Annotated in this window: 12 protein-coding genes; 1 reads left to right on the top strand and 11 read right to left on the bottom strand. The window is 33.5% G+C overall.

Translation table 11 applies throughout. The features are described 5' to 3' along the window. Positions 1-4: 4 nt before the first annotated feature. The 10 genes from EK417_RS12435 to EK417_RS12390 all read right to left on the bottom strand — a co-directional run bounded on the left by EK417_RS12435 (position 5) and on the right by EK417_RS12390 (position 12835). Complete coding sequence (locus EK417_RS12435) at positions 5-517, bottom strand: DUF421 domain-containing protein (RefSeq protein ID WP_076594609.1); 513 nt, start codon at positions 515-517, stop codon at positions 5-7. Between the two features lie 192 nt (positions 518-709). Then, positions 710-844, bottom strand: coding sequence for a bacteriocin-like protein (locus EK417_RS12430; RefSeq protein ID WP_076594608.1), 135 nt, complete (start codon positions 842-844; stop codon positions 710-712). A 114-nt stretch (positions 845-958) separates the two neighbouring features. Beyond that, positions 959-1363, bottom strand: coding sequence for a hypothetical protein (locus EK417_RS12425; RefSeq protein WP_076594607.1), 405 nt, complete (start codon positions 1361-1363; stop codon positions 959-961). A 184-nt stretch (positions 1364-1547) separates the two neighbouring features. Next, positions 1548-2552, bottom strand: a complete 1005-nt coding sequence (locus EK417_RS12420; RefSeq protein WP_136522316.1) for a hypothetical protein — start codon at positions 2550-2552, stop codon at positions 1548-1550. Beyond that, the gene (locus tag EK417_RS12415; protein ID WP_136522315.1) at positions 2553-4619 is read right to left on the bottom strand and encodes an AAA family ATPase; all 2067 of its coding nucleotides are present in this window, start codon (positions 4617-4619) and stop codon (positions 2553-2555) included. A gap of 78 nt (positions 4620-4697) precedes the next feature. Further along, positions 4698-7529, bottom strand: coding sequence for an excinuclease ABC subunit UvrA (gene uvrA / locus EK417_RS12410; protein ID WP_136522314.1), 2832 nt, complete (start codon positions 7527-7529; stop codon positions 4698-4700). Positions 7530-7943: 414 nt separating this feature from the next. Continuing rightward, positions 7944-8831: a class A beta-lactamase, subclass A2 gene (bla, locus tag EK417_RS12405; protein WP_136522313.1), complete on the bottom strand. Its 888-nt coding sequence runs from the start codon at positions 8829-8831 to the stop codon at positions 7944-7946. An 86-nt stretch (positions 8832-8917) separates the two neighbouring features. Next, the gene (locus EK417_RS12400) at positions 8918-10801 is read right to left on the bottom strand and encodes a type VI secretion system baseplate subunit TssF (protein ID WP_136522312.1); all 1884 of its coding nucleotides are present in this window, start codon (positions 10799-10801) and stop codon (positions 8918-8920) included. A 24-nt stretch (positions 10802-10825) separates the two neighbouring features. Beyond that, a complete protein-coding gene (locus EK417_RS12395) occupies positions 10826-11266 on the bottom strand; it encodes a GPW/gp25 family protein (RefSeq protein ID WP_002979175.1) in 441 nt (146 codons plus the stop codon). A 156-nt stretch (positions 11267-11422) separates the two neighbouring features. Beyond that, positions 11423-12835: an APC family permease gene (locus EK417_RS12390; protein ID WP_076594603.1), complete on the bottom strand. Its 1413-nt coding sequence runs from the start codon at positions 12833-12835 to the stop codon at positions 11423-11425. Between the two features lie 142 nt (positions 12836-12977). On the opposite strand from EK417_RS12390, the gene EK417_RS12385 reads away from it, so the two are divergent. Continuing rightward, a complete protein-coding gene (locus EK417_RS12385; protein WP_136522311.1) occupies positions 12978-13475 on the top strand; it encodes a DUF4920 domain-containing protein in 498 nt (165 codons plus the stop codon). 207 nt (positions 13476-13682) lie between these two features. Here the strand turns inward: EK417_RS12385 and EK417_RS12380 are convergent, their stop codons facing one another. Next, positions 13683-14792, bottom strand: a complete 1110-nt coding sequence (locus EK417_RS12380; protein WP_136522310.1) for a M14 family zinc carboxypeptidase — start codon at positions 14790-14792, stop codon at positions 13683-13685. Between the last annotated feature and the right edge of the window lie 256 nt (positions 14793-15048).

Here is a 15048-nt window from a genome sequence, read left to right as displayed (position 1 = left end):
TTGTTTAATGGTATTTTCTTTTAATTTTTCTTTTAATTCTTGAATAGTGAGTCTGTTTACTCTTTTCATCCTGAGAAACAACACTGATATTTCCGTCCACTTCAAGAACGGAAAGTTTTACATTATCTATTTTTTCAATTCCGTGCTCTCTTATAGCTTCCTGCAATTCGCTTTCGGTGATTTTTACCCGATTCAGGGCTGCCTGATCAGCGACTCCATCTCTGATCAAAATAACCGGCTCATCTTCCATAAGAGTCTGAAAGGAGCGGCTGGAAAACATGATCCTTTTCAAAACAAAATTAGCAACAAACAAAACCAATGCCGCAATAATTCCGCCCTGAAGAGAGGTATCAGGACCTACCATTGCGTTTTGAACAGCATTTGAAATTAACAGCAGTAATACAACATCCCCTGTATTAAGCTGGGAAAGCTGATTTTTACCAAATAAACGGATAGCAATTACCATAAAAAGGTAAACGCAGAGGGAACGGACGGCAACGTTAAGAATAGGATTCACAATTTTTTTATCTACTCAAATGTATCGATTTTTGTGATTGGTAAAAAATATTTTATGGACAGATAAAGGATGAAGAGTAGATAATGTTACTTTTGATCCAATAGGAAATTCTAAAGATCTTAAAGCCAGATTAACAGAATTTGTTCAAAGTTCACAACAGTAGAAAAGCCGCTGATAAAAGCGGCTTTATTTTTAAGGGCACTGAACGATTGGAATTTCGCTGCAAATTACTTTATTCGCCCATTCGCAAAATGTACAGTATTTTACCGGTTCTCCTCCATTCACTGACTTCAACTCTGATTTTGTCAGCTTCTTTAAATTTTTCATATAGTTTTAATTTTATGGTAGCCCAAAATTAAAATCTTATATTCTATTGTTTATTATAACTTCATGGGATAAGTTTTCATTATTCACACATGATTGAATAATATACAGTAAATACTATCTGTTGTGGATCTCTACTGTCACAGGCATTACGTAAGTGTAGGCAACCATATTATCAGTCAGTTTTTTACGGTCTACTCTGTAGTCAAGATCGCTTAACACGGTTTCAATTTCTTTGCTTACGGTTTTGCAATCTCCGCTGGAATGAACATTTACAATTTTCCCGTTTTTTGCAATATCAAATTTTACCACGGAATTTACGGTTCCCTGTTTGTAATCAGGGTTGGTAAGGTCAAAATTGGCTTCCAGTTTATTTCTTATATCGTTAAACGTTTCACTTTTGTTCAGCTGAATTTCCTGAATGGTATTATGATCTGTAGTCTGAGCTTTAGCAGTGTTCAAAACAGCAGCAAATCCGCAAACGAAAAGTGAGGCGATCAATATTTGAATTTTATTTTTCATAACTATTTGGTTTTAAATATTATACTAACCTTATTTTGTATCTCTTACCCAAAGTTATTAAAAATAATTCATATTAATTTTACATTCAGTTAACATTGAGTTAACATTAAAACATAAAACACTGAATATCAGTATAATAAATTTTAAAAATAATTGAAAATTTAATATTGGAGGGTTATTTTAATCAACAAGTTCTTTTAAGTTCTTCTATAATATCATGTTTAAATTTAGAAAAAGGTCTTTTATGATAATCTTCTTCTTTAATTTCAATTCCAAAAATCATTCGATAGGCTTCTTCCTTTTTCATAATACCATCAAAATTACTTTCAATTATATTTAAAAAAGTATCTGAATATTTTTTGCGTAAATCATACAAATCTTTTAACTCAAAGTTAGCATGAGAATTATAAATTTCTAAAACTTTATTAAACTCTAATGTTGTTGAAACCTTTTTTGAAATAGGATTAATTCTAAATTTCACACTCAAAGAATTTAAACTTTCATCAAATTCATAACTAAAAGTAAAATTTTCATTTTCATTTTTGTCATGAGGATGATTCATTGTTTCTAAAACATTTTCCCACCATTGTTGTATTTGTTTTTTTGAAAGGTTTTCATTTTTTAACATTTTTTTCAAAGTCTTATCTCCATTTCCTTTTATATGGTTACAAGAATGACAACTAGGAATAAAGTTATATAATGATAATGCTAAAATTGGAAATTTATCTTTGGGAAACCAATGATCTAGTTCCGCTCTAGTGTGAGAATATAAAATATCTAATGTATAATTCCTATTACAATAAATACAAGTATTAATATTTAAATCACTTAGAAAGTCTTTTGCAAATTCATCTTGAAACCAATTTGTATAGCCCGTTATAACAAAAAAATCACTTATAATACCATCACTATCATCAATTCCCAATTTAATATATTCTTTATACAATTTTGTTAGTTCAGATGGGTTTCCAATAATTAAAGTATCAATATTATTTTTAAAAAAGTCAACAGCGGCTTCTGGAATGTTACTAACTTTGTGTATGGACTTAGGACAAATTTCACATTTATCATTTCCGCAATTATATCCATTCTTATAAGTTTTTCCACCAGCAAATTTTCTTAAAAACCAGCACTTTATAATTTTATGATATTTATCTAAAATATTTTTATCGAAATCAATGTAAATCATTTACTGTATTTTTTTATTGTATTTTTTTGCTAATCTTTCTAGCTCTAACATTTCAATTTGCACTAACTTTTCACTATCAAAATATTCATAATACATTTCTTCAAGCTTAGTTCTTATAAGTGGTTCATCTATTAAATCAATTATTTGTTTTGCCTTTTCCTTTTTAGCAAAATCTTTTTCTTTAATAATCTTAATAGTTTCTTCTATTTTTTCTTTAACAAAATCCCCCATTAATATTTTATTGCCTTCTTCCTCACTAAAGAAAAAACCTTCTGCTAGTAAATCAGAAATATTAGCTCCAAAAGTATTCATTCTTTTAAAATCTTCAGAGTTACCATTATCTATAAATAATACATTCTGTTTAGGAATATCAGATAAAATAAAGGGCGAATGTGTTATAAAAAGAATATTAATTCCAGATATATCATTAAGATTTATACTATTTATTTGTCTCAAAATATAATGAATGAATTTTCTCTGAAATTCTGGATGAAAATAAAGTTCAATTTCATCAAAAACTAGATTTATATATTTATACTTAACAATTTTTTCACCTTTAACTGAATTTAAATTATTTAAGTGATAAACAATTGAGCTAACCGAATGTATAAGTTGTTGTTCTCCTGAACTTAATTCACTCAATTTTATTAAATCATTATCTTTTTCATTCTTAAGATATACTTCAGTATCAAAAATGGGAGGAAATAGCACTTCTATTAAACTCTCATTTTCAATTGAAGGTTCTATTAATTTTTCAGATATTAGATCTAAATCAATTTTATCATTGAGTTTTAGGTCACCCCATACATTATCATAATACTTAATATAATTAATAGCTTGAAATAATTTATATGTAATATGACTTCTGTATTTTTTTAAATGATTAATAAATTCTAAAACTTTTATTTTGTATCTTTTATATTCTTTATCTGGATAAATTTTATAAAATACATCAACAAACTTCCTATATTCTACATATTTATCACAAATACTTATTACTTTGTAGATAATATAAAAATCTAACTGCATTTGCAAATCACTATCAGGAATATCTTTTAATTTAAACTCTGATTTAATACTATTTAAAATTTCAAAAATATTATGACATGATAACAATGGAGCATCTTGGTTATAAGCCTCTATATTTACCGAAAAATCAAAGGTTTCATCATTTTTAAAGTTTTCATATAATTTCTTTTTATCTTCATACTCAGTAATTTTCCTTCCTATTTGATTCTCATCATTTGAATAAATAAAAAAGTCTCTGATTTCTTTTTTATTTAATTCAACTTTAACAGCAATCATATTATCTCCTATCCTTCTAAAATTCAAATTATTATCTTTGATTGGCTGTAAAATATTATTCAATAATCTTTGTTTCAAAAGAAAATGCTCATTATTAATGTCAATAATTCCTGCCCAATATGGATTATCTTTTCCTTCTCTTTTAGGATTAATTACAATTGGAATTTGATATGAATCATTTTTATGAAATAATCCATCAACCCATTTACCTATTATATTTGAATTAAATGCATAAATCGAATAATTTATCACTTCAGTGTAGAAAAAATCCTTTAAATTGAATGATTCTTCTTTATTATTCAGATTTGCAAATGAAAAATTTTCATCATTTATGATCAATTTCAAGAATTCATCATTGTTAATTTTATAAAATATTTCACATTTAATTTTTTCATTTTCATTTTCTGTAGCACTTTTCAATTCAGCATCAGAATGCAGCTCTCCATCAATCAATTTTAGAGAAAGTTGATTGATACATACTATGAGTAATTCAACTAATGCACTTTTACCACTTCCATTCTTACCTACAACCGCAGATATATTAATTTTTTCTCCATACAGTTTATTTATTACTGAAAAATCTGAATTATTCTTTACTCTATTTACTTCTATATGATTTTTAAAGCATTCTATTCTTTTTTCGTGAATATCCAAGAAATCATATTCCTGATAAAATTTATAGATTTCATTTGGATTTAAATTTTTCAGAAATTTTGGATTACAACCCTCCAAAGGCCTAATCGCTAAAAGTTTAAAGCTCATGTATTATCGTTTTTTCCAAAAGTAAATAAAAAAACCACAATTTTCATTGTGGTTTTCCGTAATATATTTATATAGTTTTTATTCCAACTCTCTCTTCAAAAACTTCCCTGTCAAGCTTTTCTTAGATTTCACAATTTCCTCAGGAGTTCCCTGTGCTACGATCTGTCCGCCGTGTTTTCCACCTTCCGGACCAACATCAATAATGTGGTCTGCTAATTTGATGACATCCATATTATGTTCGATGATGATGAATGAATTCCCAAGTTCTACCAGTTGGTTGATGGCATCCATCAGGATTTTTACATCTTCAAAATGCAATCCTGTTGTTGGTTCATCAAGTATATAAAGGGTGTTTCCGGTTTGTCTTTTCGCCAGTTCGGTTGCTAACTTGATACGTTGCGCTTCACCTCCAGAAAGGGTTGTTGACTGCTGTCCCAGGGTAATGTAGCCTAAACCTACATCCTGTAATGTTTTCACTTTCGCAAAAATCTTAGGAATCGGCTGGAAGAAATCTACGGCTTCATCAATCGTCATATCCAATACATCAGAAATTGATTTTCCTTTGTAACGGACTTCCAGGGTTTCTCTGTTGAAACGTTTTCCGTTGCAGGTTTCGCAGTGTACGTATACATCCGGAAGGAAGTTCATTTCGATCACTTTCAATCCTCCACCCTGACAGGTTTCGCATCTTCCGCCTTTTACGTTAAAAGAAAATCTTCCCGGTTTATATCCACGGATTTTACTTTCAGGCAGTTCGGCAAAAAGGTTTCGGATGTCAGTAAACATTCCGGTGTAAGTAGCAGGATTCGAACGTGGCGTTCTTCCGATTGGAGTCTGGTCTACGTCTACAATTTTATCAATATTCTCTAACCCTTCAATCTTTTTGTAGGGTAACGGCTCCTGAACCGCTCTGTAGAAATGTTTGTTGAGGATCGGATATAATGTTCCGTTAATCAAAGAAGATTTTCCGCTTCCTGAAATTCCGGTTACTACTACCAGTTTTCCAAGGGGAATATCCAGCGTTACATTTTTAAGATTGTTTCCTGTAGCTCCTTTTAAAACAATATTTTTACCGCTTCCTGCTCTTCTTTCTTCAGGAATTACGATTTTTCTTTTTCCATTGATGTATTGAGCAGTGATGGTGTCTGCTTTCAACAGGTCTTTTGGTTTTCCCTGCCAAAGAATTTCTCCACCGAATTTTCCTGCTCTCGGACCAATATCCAGCACTTCATCGGCTTCAAGAATCATGTCTTTATCATGTTCTACTACCAAAACAGAGTTTCCGATGTCTCTCAGGTTTTTCAGGGAATGGATCAGTCTTTCGTTATCTCTCTGGTGAAGCCCGATACTTGGTTCATCAAGGATATACAACACATTCACCAATTGCGAACCGATCTGTGTTGCCAGACGAATTCTCTGTGACTCTCCTCCTGAAAGGGTTTTTGAACTTCTGCTCAAACTCAAATAATCCAACCCTACATCCAGCAGGAACTGAAGTCGGGTTTCAATTTCTTTTAAGATCTCGTGAGCAATGATTTTATTTTTTTCTGAGAATTTATCTTTAACATCAGCCAACCAGTCTTTTAAATCTGCTAAGCTTAATCCGTTAACCTCAGCAATATTCTTTCCGTCAATTTTAAAACTTAAGCTTGATGGCTGAAGACGGGTTCCATGACATTCCGGGCAGGTTTCTTCTGTGGTAAAATGTCTTTCCAATAAAATGGCTTCGTAGGATTCTCTTTCATCGATAATTTCTTCCATGAAAGCGATCAAACCATCAAAACCAATCTTTATTTTCTTGGTAATTCCTGCATATTTCAGGTCTTTATTAAATTCTTTGTGACATCCGTTGTAAATGTAATCCAGTGCTTCCTCCGGAATATCCTGCAACGGCGTTGTTAATCCCAATCCGAAGATTTCAAGAATATTTTTAATTTGTGACAGAATCCATTTGTTGGATTTGATATCTTCCAATGGCAACAATCCTCCCTGGTTGATGGATAGTTTCGGATTGTCTATAAAGTAATCGGTATTGATCTTTTTAATAGTTCCCAGACCTTTACAGTTCGGGCAACTTCCTTTTGGAGAGTTGAATGAGAAAGTATTGGGTTCAGGCAGCGCCAGAGAGTGTCCTGTTTCTGCATCCATCAGGTTTTTAGAAAAATATTCAATGTCTGTACTCCCCAGTTTCTGAATTCCTATAATGCCTTCACCCATATCCATCGCGGTGCGCAATGATTTTTCCATTCTGCCTTCTGAGGCATTCTCCCCGATAATCCAACGGTCGATCACAATATCGATATCGTGGGTTTTATAACGGTCAAGTTTTAAATCATATTCAATATCCTGCAGTTCTCCATCAATTCTTGCCTGTCCGTAGCCTTTTTTAGCCATCTGTACAAAAAGCTCATGATAATGTCCTTTTCTGGAACGCACCACTGGCGCCAAAAGCATGATTTTCTCTTTTTTATAATTTTCTTTGATGGTTTCAAGGATCTGATCTTCAGTATAGCTTACCAGCTTCTGTCCTGTAGATAAAGAGTAAGCATCCGAAACTCTTGCATATAAAAGACGCAGAAAGTCGTACAACTCGGTAACCGTTCCCACAGTAGAACGCGGGTTTTTATTGGTTGTTTTCTGTTCTATAGCAATCACCGGAGAAAGTCCTTCAATTTTATCTACATCCGGACGCTCCAATCCACCTAAAAACTGACGGGCATAGGCAGAGAATGTTTCGATATAACGACGCTGGCCTTCTGCAAAAATAGTGTCGAAAGCCAATGACGATTTTCCACTTCCGGAAAGGCCTGTAATTACGACCAATTCATTGCGTGGAATTTTTACATTGATATTTTTTAGGTTGTGTTCACGGGCTCCGTAAACTTCTATATATTCTGTTGATTTGCTCATAATTTGGAGTGACTTTGCCTGAAAATCACAACGTGCAAAAATACGGAATTTTATGGAATTTTTTTGAATATAAAAGGGATAAAAGTTTCATAAAAAATTCTTAGGTTTTGTTAATGGATTGAATAAGATATTATTGAGTTTTGATTTCAGGTAATTATGTTTTGGCTAAAGCCAGCAGGTTTGTTTTTAAAATTAAAAAGAGGCTGTCTCAAAAGTGTCATTCTGAACGAAATGAAATGTAGTGAAGAATCTCATATGTTTGGTTATCAATGAGATTCTTCCTTCGTCAGAATAACAAAAGCCAGATTGTTTGACTTTTGAGACAGCCTCTTCCTATTGATGTTTAGAAAAAGAATAATTCATAATTCATAATTCATAATTCATAATTCATAATTCATAATTCATATTACCAACTTATTTGCGCGTGTAGTAATCCCAGACAGCGCGGGTGACATCTGCAATGATTTTTTCCGTATCTGTCATTTCTTCATTGATATTTTTCAGATAAATGGATAAAACGATGTGTTTTCCATTAGGAAGTTTTATAATTCCCACATCATTCATTGCTGCACGTAGATTATTTTCGTTTCTTCCGGAAATTCCTGTACGGTGAGCCAGTTCTGTACCTGTGGGTAACCCTGCCTTCATCCAGGTAAGTCCTCGTGAGGTTTCTACCATTACCTGATACAGATATTTTGTAGATTCTTTTTTCAGCACTTTTCCTTTATAGAATTTTTCTAAAAGTTCCGTGGTTGCCAAGGGCGTTGTGGTATTTATGTAGCATTTTTCGAAGGATGCCATTTCCTTCTCGTTTACTTTTATTGTAAAATCTTTAATTCCCTGTTGATTAATGAATTTCTGCACGGTCTCTGTTCCGCCAATGATATTCAGCAAAATATCACAGCCATTGTTATCACTATGGGAAACCGTATACCTTATCAATTGATCTAATGTAAGATACATATTTCCCTGAGGATATTCTTCTCTGATTGGGCTCCAGGTATCAGGCAAAAGGTCTTCTTTTTTAATAAAGAATTTTTGATTAAGTTTTAATTTTCCTTTATCTACCTGATTCAAAACAGCTAAGGCAATATGAAATTTGAAAACACTCAACATCGGGGTTTCTTTATTTCCGTTGATGCTGAGCGTATCTTTATCTTCTATTCCTTTTAAAGATATTCCAACAGTTGCATTTTTTGTAGAGATAATCTGATTGATCTTATTTCTCAGCTCTTGAATAGTCTGGCTTTTCAAATGGGCTCCGAAAAGGATAAGCAGCAGCAAAAAAGATATTTTTTTCATTGAATTGTGATTCTGATTATTACATTAAAAATGCCGTAGTGGGTACGGCATTTTATATTTTAAATTGATTTTATTTTTAAAATGATTTATATATCCTGAAAATCAACATCTTCATTGTTAATTCTTACAATATATTCAATTCCGTCGATGGCTTTAGCAATAATCTGGTTTCTGATGATATTGGCCATATTTTCCCAATACGCCCTTCCGTAGAAAGAATAATTCTGAGGAATAATTTCTACCTCAACAGTTCTTACAAAACCTTCTTTTGGTTTGTTGCTGATCATGGTGCCTCTTCTTACCCTTACTTCTCTTACCTCATCTTTCAGAATCATGCGGCAGTAATTTTTAACGTCTTCCAAAGAAATGATTTTATCTCTGGTCGTGAGTGCATATTTATAAGCCTGAATACTGTCTGTCCCTTTCTGCTCTTCAGCTCCGCCTAATGTTTCGGTAAGCAGTACAACGGTTTGTGATTTCAATTGATTGGAAAGTTCAGTTCCGGGACGCATATGATTGGCAAGCGTACAATGAGTTACCCAGAAAGCAGCATAGGTATGATCTGTTTTTTCAACAGGCTCCATGATCACGTAGTTCAGCTCTTGTCTGATACTCCTTTTGGCATTGTTTACTTTTTGTACCATGGATTTCATTTTATCGGACATTTCGCTGAGAACTCCTTTTACATTATCCCTGTTCAAAAGGGAAAATGCTGCAATTTCGTCCCTTGTCAGTTCCAGAACATTGGCAATCATATCAACGGCATTTCTGCTTGTGAAACGTTCCATTCCTCCTTTTCTTACTGTGTATAACCCTTTTTTAAGATCATCAGCCGGAGTGAAAGGGATTTCGGTGTACTTTCTTCCATCACCGTCCTGAACTTCGTCTACGTAAAGGAAGTGTTCCCCTTCATCTGTTACCAAAGGAATATTATTCCCCATGATATCCAGGCTGTACTCTGTTTTTTTCCAGCCTCTGTTGTATACCGGAAAAGCATTCAGAACAAAGGAAAAATTATCCAGGATTTCTGCTGAAAATTGTGGTGGAAACTCAAAAGTAAGCCATAGATATTGTTTACTATCAAGAAATTTTGTGATCTCTTCTTTTCCGGAAAGAAAATCAAGGTTCTGTGGAAGCTGTCCGGGTTCTGAAAACAAACTTTGAGAAATTCCTGTTACTTCAATAAATTTATGGCGATAGATACTTTTAATATCCTCAATCACCTTATTTCTGATGGACTGTTCTTTGAACATCTGCTCGTAACCATCATTTTGGTTTTCTGTAAGATAGCTTAATCCTTCTCTTACAAAAAGAGGATTTCCATTACTTGTTACCGTAATGTAAGGCAATAATTTGTATACGAAATCAAGGTGTTCAAAAGCCGGGTTGGAGCAGAATATACTCAGGTATTTTGGAAAGTTTTCACTTATATATTTGCTTACATCTACTCCAATGGTAATTCTTCTGTAATCTTCAGGTTTTCCCTGGAATCTTGCAATAGGAATTTTATTGAATCTGTCATCAATGCTGTAACACGTATTTCCTACAAACATGATGGAAGTGTGAACTTTATTGATTCTTACATTTCCTACAGGAGTAAAAGGAATGTTCAGCTGCTTGTCTGATTCTGATTTTACAGTGGAGGTCATCTGTTTACGGAAGAAAAATTCCGTGTGTTCCAATAAAATTTCGGAAGACTCATAAGGCTGTGTAAAAGCTACAGAATGAGCCGGAATAGGATGTGTATAGATGGACGGTGTAAGCAGTTTTGCCAGTTTTTCCAATATACGGGCATTCACCGTCTGTATTTCATTATTCGCTTTAAAAACTTCTGTACTGAATGCATCTATCAGCAGTTTTACAAAAGGATCTAAAGACTGTGGACTTTTCAATCCCCATACTTTAGTTGCATTTTGCAGCATTCTTGCTTTTACAGATTCTTTGGAATAAATATTCTGATCTAAATTCATAATTTTCTTTCGCTGTTAAAAATATCAATCAATAGACATCGGGCTTAGAAACAATTCTGTGGAAAAACTAAAACGCTCTCCTGTTTCTTCCATTTTTGCATTGATGGCAATTCTCACTTTCTTTTTAATTTCGGTGTGTTCTTTAGTATCATAGCTGTGCTCTACGAATTGTATGTGAGCATCAATCTGAGGGTTTACGATTCTTGGTTCATATTCCTGAATCTGTCTCCTTAAGCTTTTGATAAAAACGCTTTCCCAGATGGCACTTGTAACTCCATTATCGAATTCGAGATTCCAGACATCGTTTCCATAGTTTTCATCATATCTGTTTTCCCCTTTTTTGGTGGTGATCAGCAGCATAATATTGTGGGCAATACTTTCCCCCATATCGCAGGTATCGATACTTCCGCCTTCAGTCATTAAAGTAGACGGCACGAAAGGCATTCTGTAATTTGGTGTATCCATAACTTTTAGTTTTTACTTCATGGTATCCGTTTATTTAAAAACGGAATACCAAAATACACATTTTCGCCCAATAATAATGGTAATACTTTAAAATTTTATTCAAAATAAAGGGCCTTCAAACTGAATTGAAAGCCCTTAATCTGATCTATTTTTATTTTAAGTATTTGCTTTTTTTCTATTGATAAAATAGTATACCGGAAGTCCCAGCAACACCAAAACAAAGCCGGGCCATGTATACTGCTGTTTATAAATAAGCAATAGAATACAGAAACAAGTTCCGATTACAAGGTAAATAACAGGTGTTACGGGATAAAGCCATGTCTTATAAGGTCTTTCCAGTTCCGGCTGTTTCATTCTTAAATAGATAACTCCAAAAACCGTAATCATATAAAACAGAACGATCACGAAAGAAATCATATCCAATAAGTTTCCGTACTGTCCGCTTAAACATAAAATAGAGGCCCAGACTCCCTGCATCCAAAGTGCATTTTCAGGAACTTCATTTTTATTATTTTTTTCTGCAGATTTAAAGAACATTCCGTCTTTTGCCATGGTCTGAAAAACTCTTGCTCCTGCCAGAATCAATCCGTTATTACACCCAAATGTGGAGATCATAACCAGTAAAGCAATAATAATGGTTCCGGCACTTCCAAAAATATTCTGAGAGGCAGCAACTGCTACCCTGTCGTTGGCAGCAAATGCAATTCCGTCTCTGTCTAATGCATTTAAGTAGACGTAGTTTACTGCTATATAAAGGATCATTACGGCAGAAGTTCCGAAAATCATTGATTTTACTACATTTTTTTTAGGATTTTCAATCTCTCCTGAAACAAATGTTACACTTTCCCAGGCTACAGAACTGAAAACAGAACCTACCATTGCAGCAGCAATTCCGCCTAACAGAGTCATTCCTCCTATGGGTTCCCAGCCTTCTTTAAGGAAATTACCACTCAAATCTTTTTTAAGGTTATTGAAAGAATCTGTTCCCCAGCTGAAGTTTTCTGCTAAATGAGAAATGTCTACCAATATAAAACCGGCAGCTATCAAACCCAATAATGCAATAATTTTGGAACCTGTAAAAATATTCTGAAGAATTTTACCGCTTTCCACTCCTCTGGTGTTGATATAGGTAAGCAAAACAATGACGGCAATCGCCAGAATCTGTATCCATGTAATTTTAAATTCACCACTCTGGAAAATAGGTGCAGCATCATTTAATGAGGGAATCAGGTAGGCTGTAAATTTTCCAAAAGCCATTGCTACGGCAGCAATTGTTCCGGTTTGTATTACGGTAAACAATCCCCATCCGTAAAGGAATCCCATTCTTTTACCGAAGATCTCTTTCAGGTAAGTATATTGTCCTCCGGCTTTCGGAAACAGTGCAGACAGTTCTCCATAGCTTATGGCAGCAGCTACGGTCATCACTCCTGTAATTACCCATACGATAATCACCCAAAATCCTGATCCCAGGTTTCGCATCATATCAGCACTTACAATAAAGATCCCGCTTCCGATCATAGATCCCATCACAAGCATGATGGCATCCCATAGTTTCAGTTTTTTTTGCATAGTCAAGTATAGGGATCAAATATAATCAAATCTGCCTTTCATTTTCAATTTTGTTAAAAATTCATCAAAACACCTGTTTTTTATCATTTTTTATTCCTTTATGATTCAATTTTAATTAGTATTTTTGAGAAAAATATTAAACATGAAATTTAAAGTTTTATTATTTTCAGCCGCTTTAACAGGTTCTTCGCTAGCATTTGCCCAATCCGGACCTCCGGAAGGGAAAGCATTGGTAGGTGATACTTATGGCAGTCAGGTAACTTCATCAGCTGAATCCAAAGCGATCACCGTAGATAAATTGAATAAGCAGCTTAAAAAAGATAACAAAAAAATTGAAAATGTATCTATTAAAGGAAAAGTGACTGACGTATGTGACAAAAAAGGCTGCTGGCTTACCATCCAGACCGAAGATAATTCTAAGTTTTTTGTAAAAATGAAAGATTATGCTTTCTTTGTACCTACAGCGTTAAAAGGAAAAAATGTAGTATTGGATGGGAATGCAGAAAGAAAAGTAATTTCTGTAAATGAGCAGAAACATTATGCAGAAGATGCTAAACAATCCCAGTCTGAAATTGATGCTATCACTGAACCAAAAGAGGAAATCAGATTTGTAGCGAATGGAATTAAAGTGGTTAACTAATCTTTAGAGGAATCGACATTCTAAAATTAAGTTTTGGCTAAAGCCGGTTGAATATTCATTAAATTAAATGGGCTAAAGCCCATTCCTATTGAATAACATTATAAATGAGTGGACAGCCATTTGAATTTTGGAAATTAGTTATAAAAAAATTTCGGCAGCCTTTGAGGGCTGCCGAAGCTTTTGTATGAGGAGATTATTTAAAATCCTTTAATCTTCAATTGTAAATTCTACCACAGAATCCAGTTTCGGATATTTAGTGGCAGAAATAAATTTCTTTCCGGTACAGTCTATTTCCAGCCAGCCTTTCTTTTGTTTTACATCTCCTGCTTCCATTACAAAAGGAATAAATGAGATCTCACTTTTCCCCTCTTCTTTGATCTCCCTGTACTGAACTGCAATATCCAGAATACATTCATGCTCTGTATTCAGCTTTACATTTCTGTAAATAATATCATAATGCGTTTCCTTGTTTTCAGGAATTTCAAGATAAGTTTCCCATCCTGTACTATCAGAGTTCAGTTCACTGATTGCTTTCAGTGCATAATAAAGAGCAATTGTATAATATTTTCTTGTTCCTGTTCTCGTATAATCATCTACAAAATGTCCGCCTTCAAATAAAATCGTTGGCATTCCTGATTTAATAAAGTTATCTCCGGTAGAAGTAGGATAAAATTCATCAGAATATCTTCCGATCTGGTTGGGAATCATTTCTTTTAAATGGTTGTAAACACTTCCGATTACTGCCATACATTTTTTTCTGTTTTCGGTAACGGTACGTTCTACATTTTCGGAAGGAGCTAAAAAGGAAAGTGTAGCAGGATGAATTCCATCAGTAGTAAATATGGTTCTCTGCTCATGAAGGTTTAAAGCGTAATCATATTTTTTGGAAGCAGCTGCTTTTTTCAGGAATTTAATCTCTTTACTTGCTTCATTATGAAAGTCTCTGTTCAGATCAATATCGGCTGCATTCAGTCTGGTCCATTTTTCAGATCCGTCCGGATTCAGCATGAAGATGAAATCAAGTGTTATCTTACTGAATAAGTCTTCTTTCATTTCGGGAGCTTTATCAAGGCTTACCAAAAGATCAAGCATAGCATGAGTGGCGTTGGATTCATTTCCGTGCATTTGTGACCACGCCAATACGTGAATGTTTCCGGTACCGATGCTTAACTGATAAATAGGTTTATCTAAATAGGATGTTCCGATCTCCTGAATATAATCGCTGAGATTGGTCTGTAGATAGGAAAATAATTTTTCAGGGGAAATATAGCGATTTGAGAAATCGGGGTTTTGAGAATAGATCTGTTCAAAATTCATTTTAGGAATAGTTTACAAAAATCAAATTTAGCCATTTTTAGCCAAAAACATAAATTAACATTTGTAAATATCATCAAAAACCACGAATTTACATTTGACAAATATTTTAATTGCGATTTACAAACATTTATTATTTCCATTTTTAAACTTAATAAGTGAGTTAACACTTGTAACATTATCAAACAGTACATAATGACATTTTGTCTGTGGATAAAATTGTGGATTGCGAATAATTTAAAAGCAAATAATCAAAATA

Source organism: Chryseobacterium candidae, from assembly GCF_004916905.1.
Lineage (GTDB): Bacteria > Bacteroidota > Bacteroidia > Flavobacteriales > Weeksellaceae > Chryseobacterium > Chryseobacterium candidae.
The sequence above is the reverse complement of the archived record's forward strand: the minus strand, read 5'-3'. Positions and strand labels throughout refer to the sequence as shown.

Bases quoted from the DNA above. Each gene is read 5' to 3' on its own strand.
- EK417_RS12430 (WP_076594608.1), bottom strand. From the start codon at position 844: ATGAAAAATTTAAAGAAGCTGACAAAATCAGAGTTGAAGTCAGTGAAT.
- EK417_RS12425 (WP_076594607.1), bottom strand. From the start codon at position 1,363: ATGAAAAATAAAATTCAAATATTGATCGCCTCACTTTTCGTTTGCGGA.
- EK417_RS12420 (WP_136522316.1), bottom strand. From the start codon at position 2,552: ATGATTTACATTGATTTCGATAAAAATATTTTAGATAAATATCATAAA.
- EK417_RS12415 (WP_136522315.1), bottom strand. From the start codon at position 4,619: ATGAGCTTTAAACTTTTAGCGATTAGGCCTTTGGAGGGTTGTAATCCA.
- uvrA (WP_136522314.1), bottom strand. From the start codon at position 7,529: ATGAGCAAATCAACAGAATATATAGAAGTTTACGGAGCCCGTGAACAC.
- bla (WP_136522313.1), bottom strand. From the start codon at position 8,831: ATGAAAAAAATATCTTTTTTGCTGCTGCTTATCCTTTTCGGAGCCCAT.
- EK417_RS12400 (WP_136522312.1), bottom strand. From the start codon at position 10,801: ATGAATTTAGATCAGAATATTTATTCCAAAGAATCTGTAAAAGCAAGA.
- EK417_RS12395 (WP_002979175.1), bottom strand. From the start codon at position 11,266: ATGGATACACCAAATTACAGAATGCCTTTCGTGCCGTCTACTTTAATG.
- EK417_RS12390 (WP_076594603.1), bottom strand. From the start codon at position 12,835: ATGCAAAAAAAACTGAAACTATGGGATGCCATCATGCTTGTGATGGGA.
- EK417_RS12385 (WP_136522311.1), top strand. From the start codon at position 12,978: ATGAAATTTAAAGTTTTATTATTTTCAGCCGCTTTAACAGGTTCTTCG.
- EK417_RS12380 (WP_136522310.1), bottom strand. From the start codon at position 14,792: ATGAATTTTGAACAGATCTATTCTCAAAACCCCGATTTCTCAAATCGC.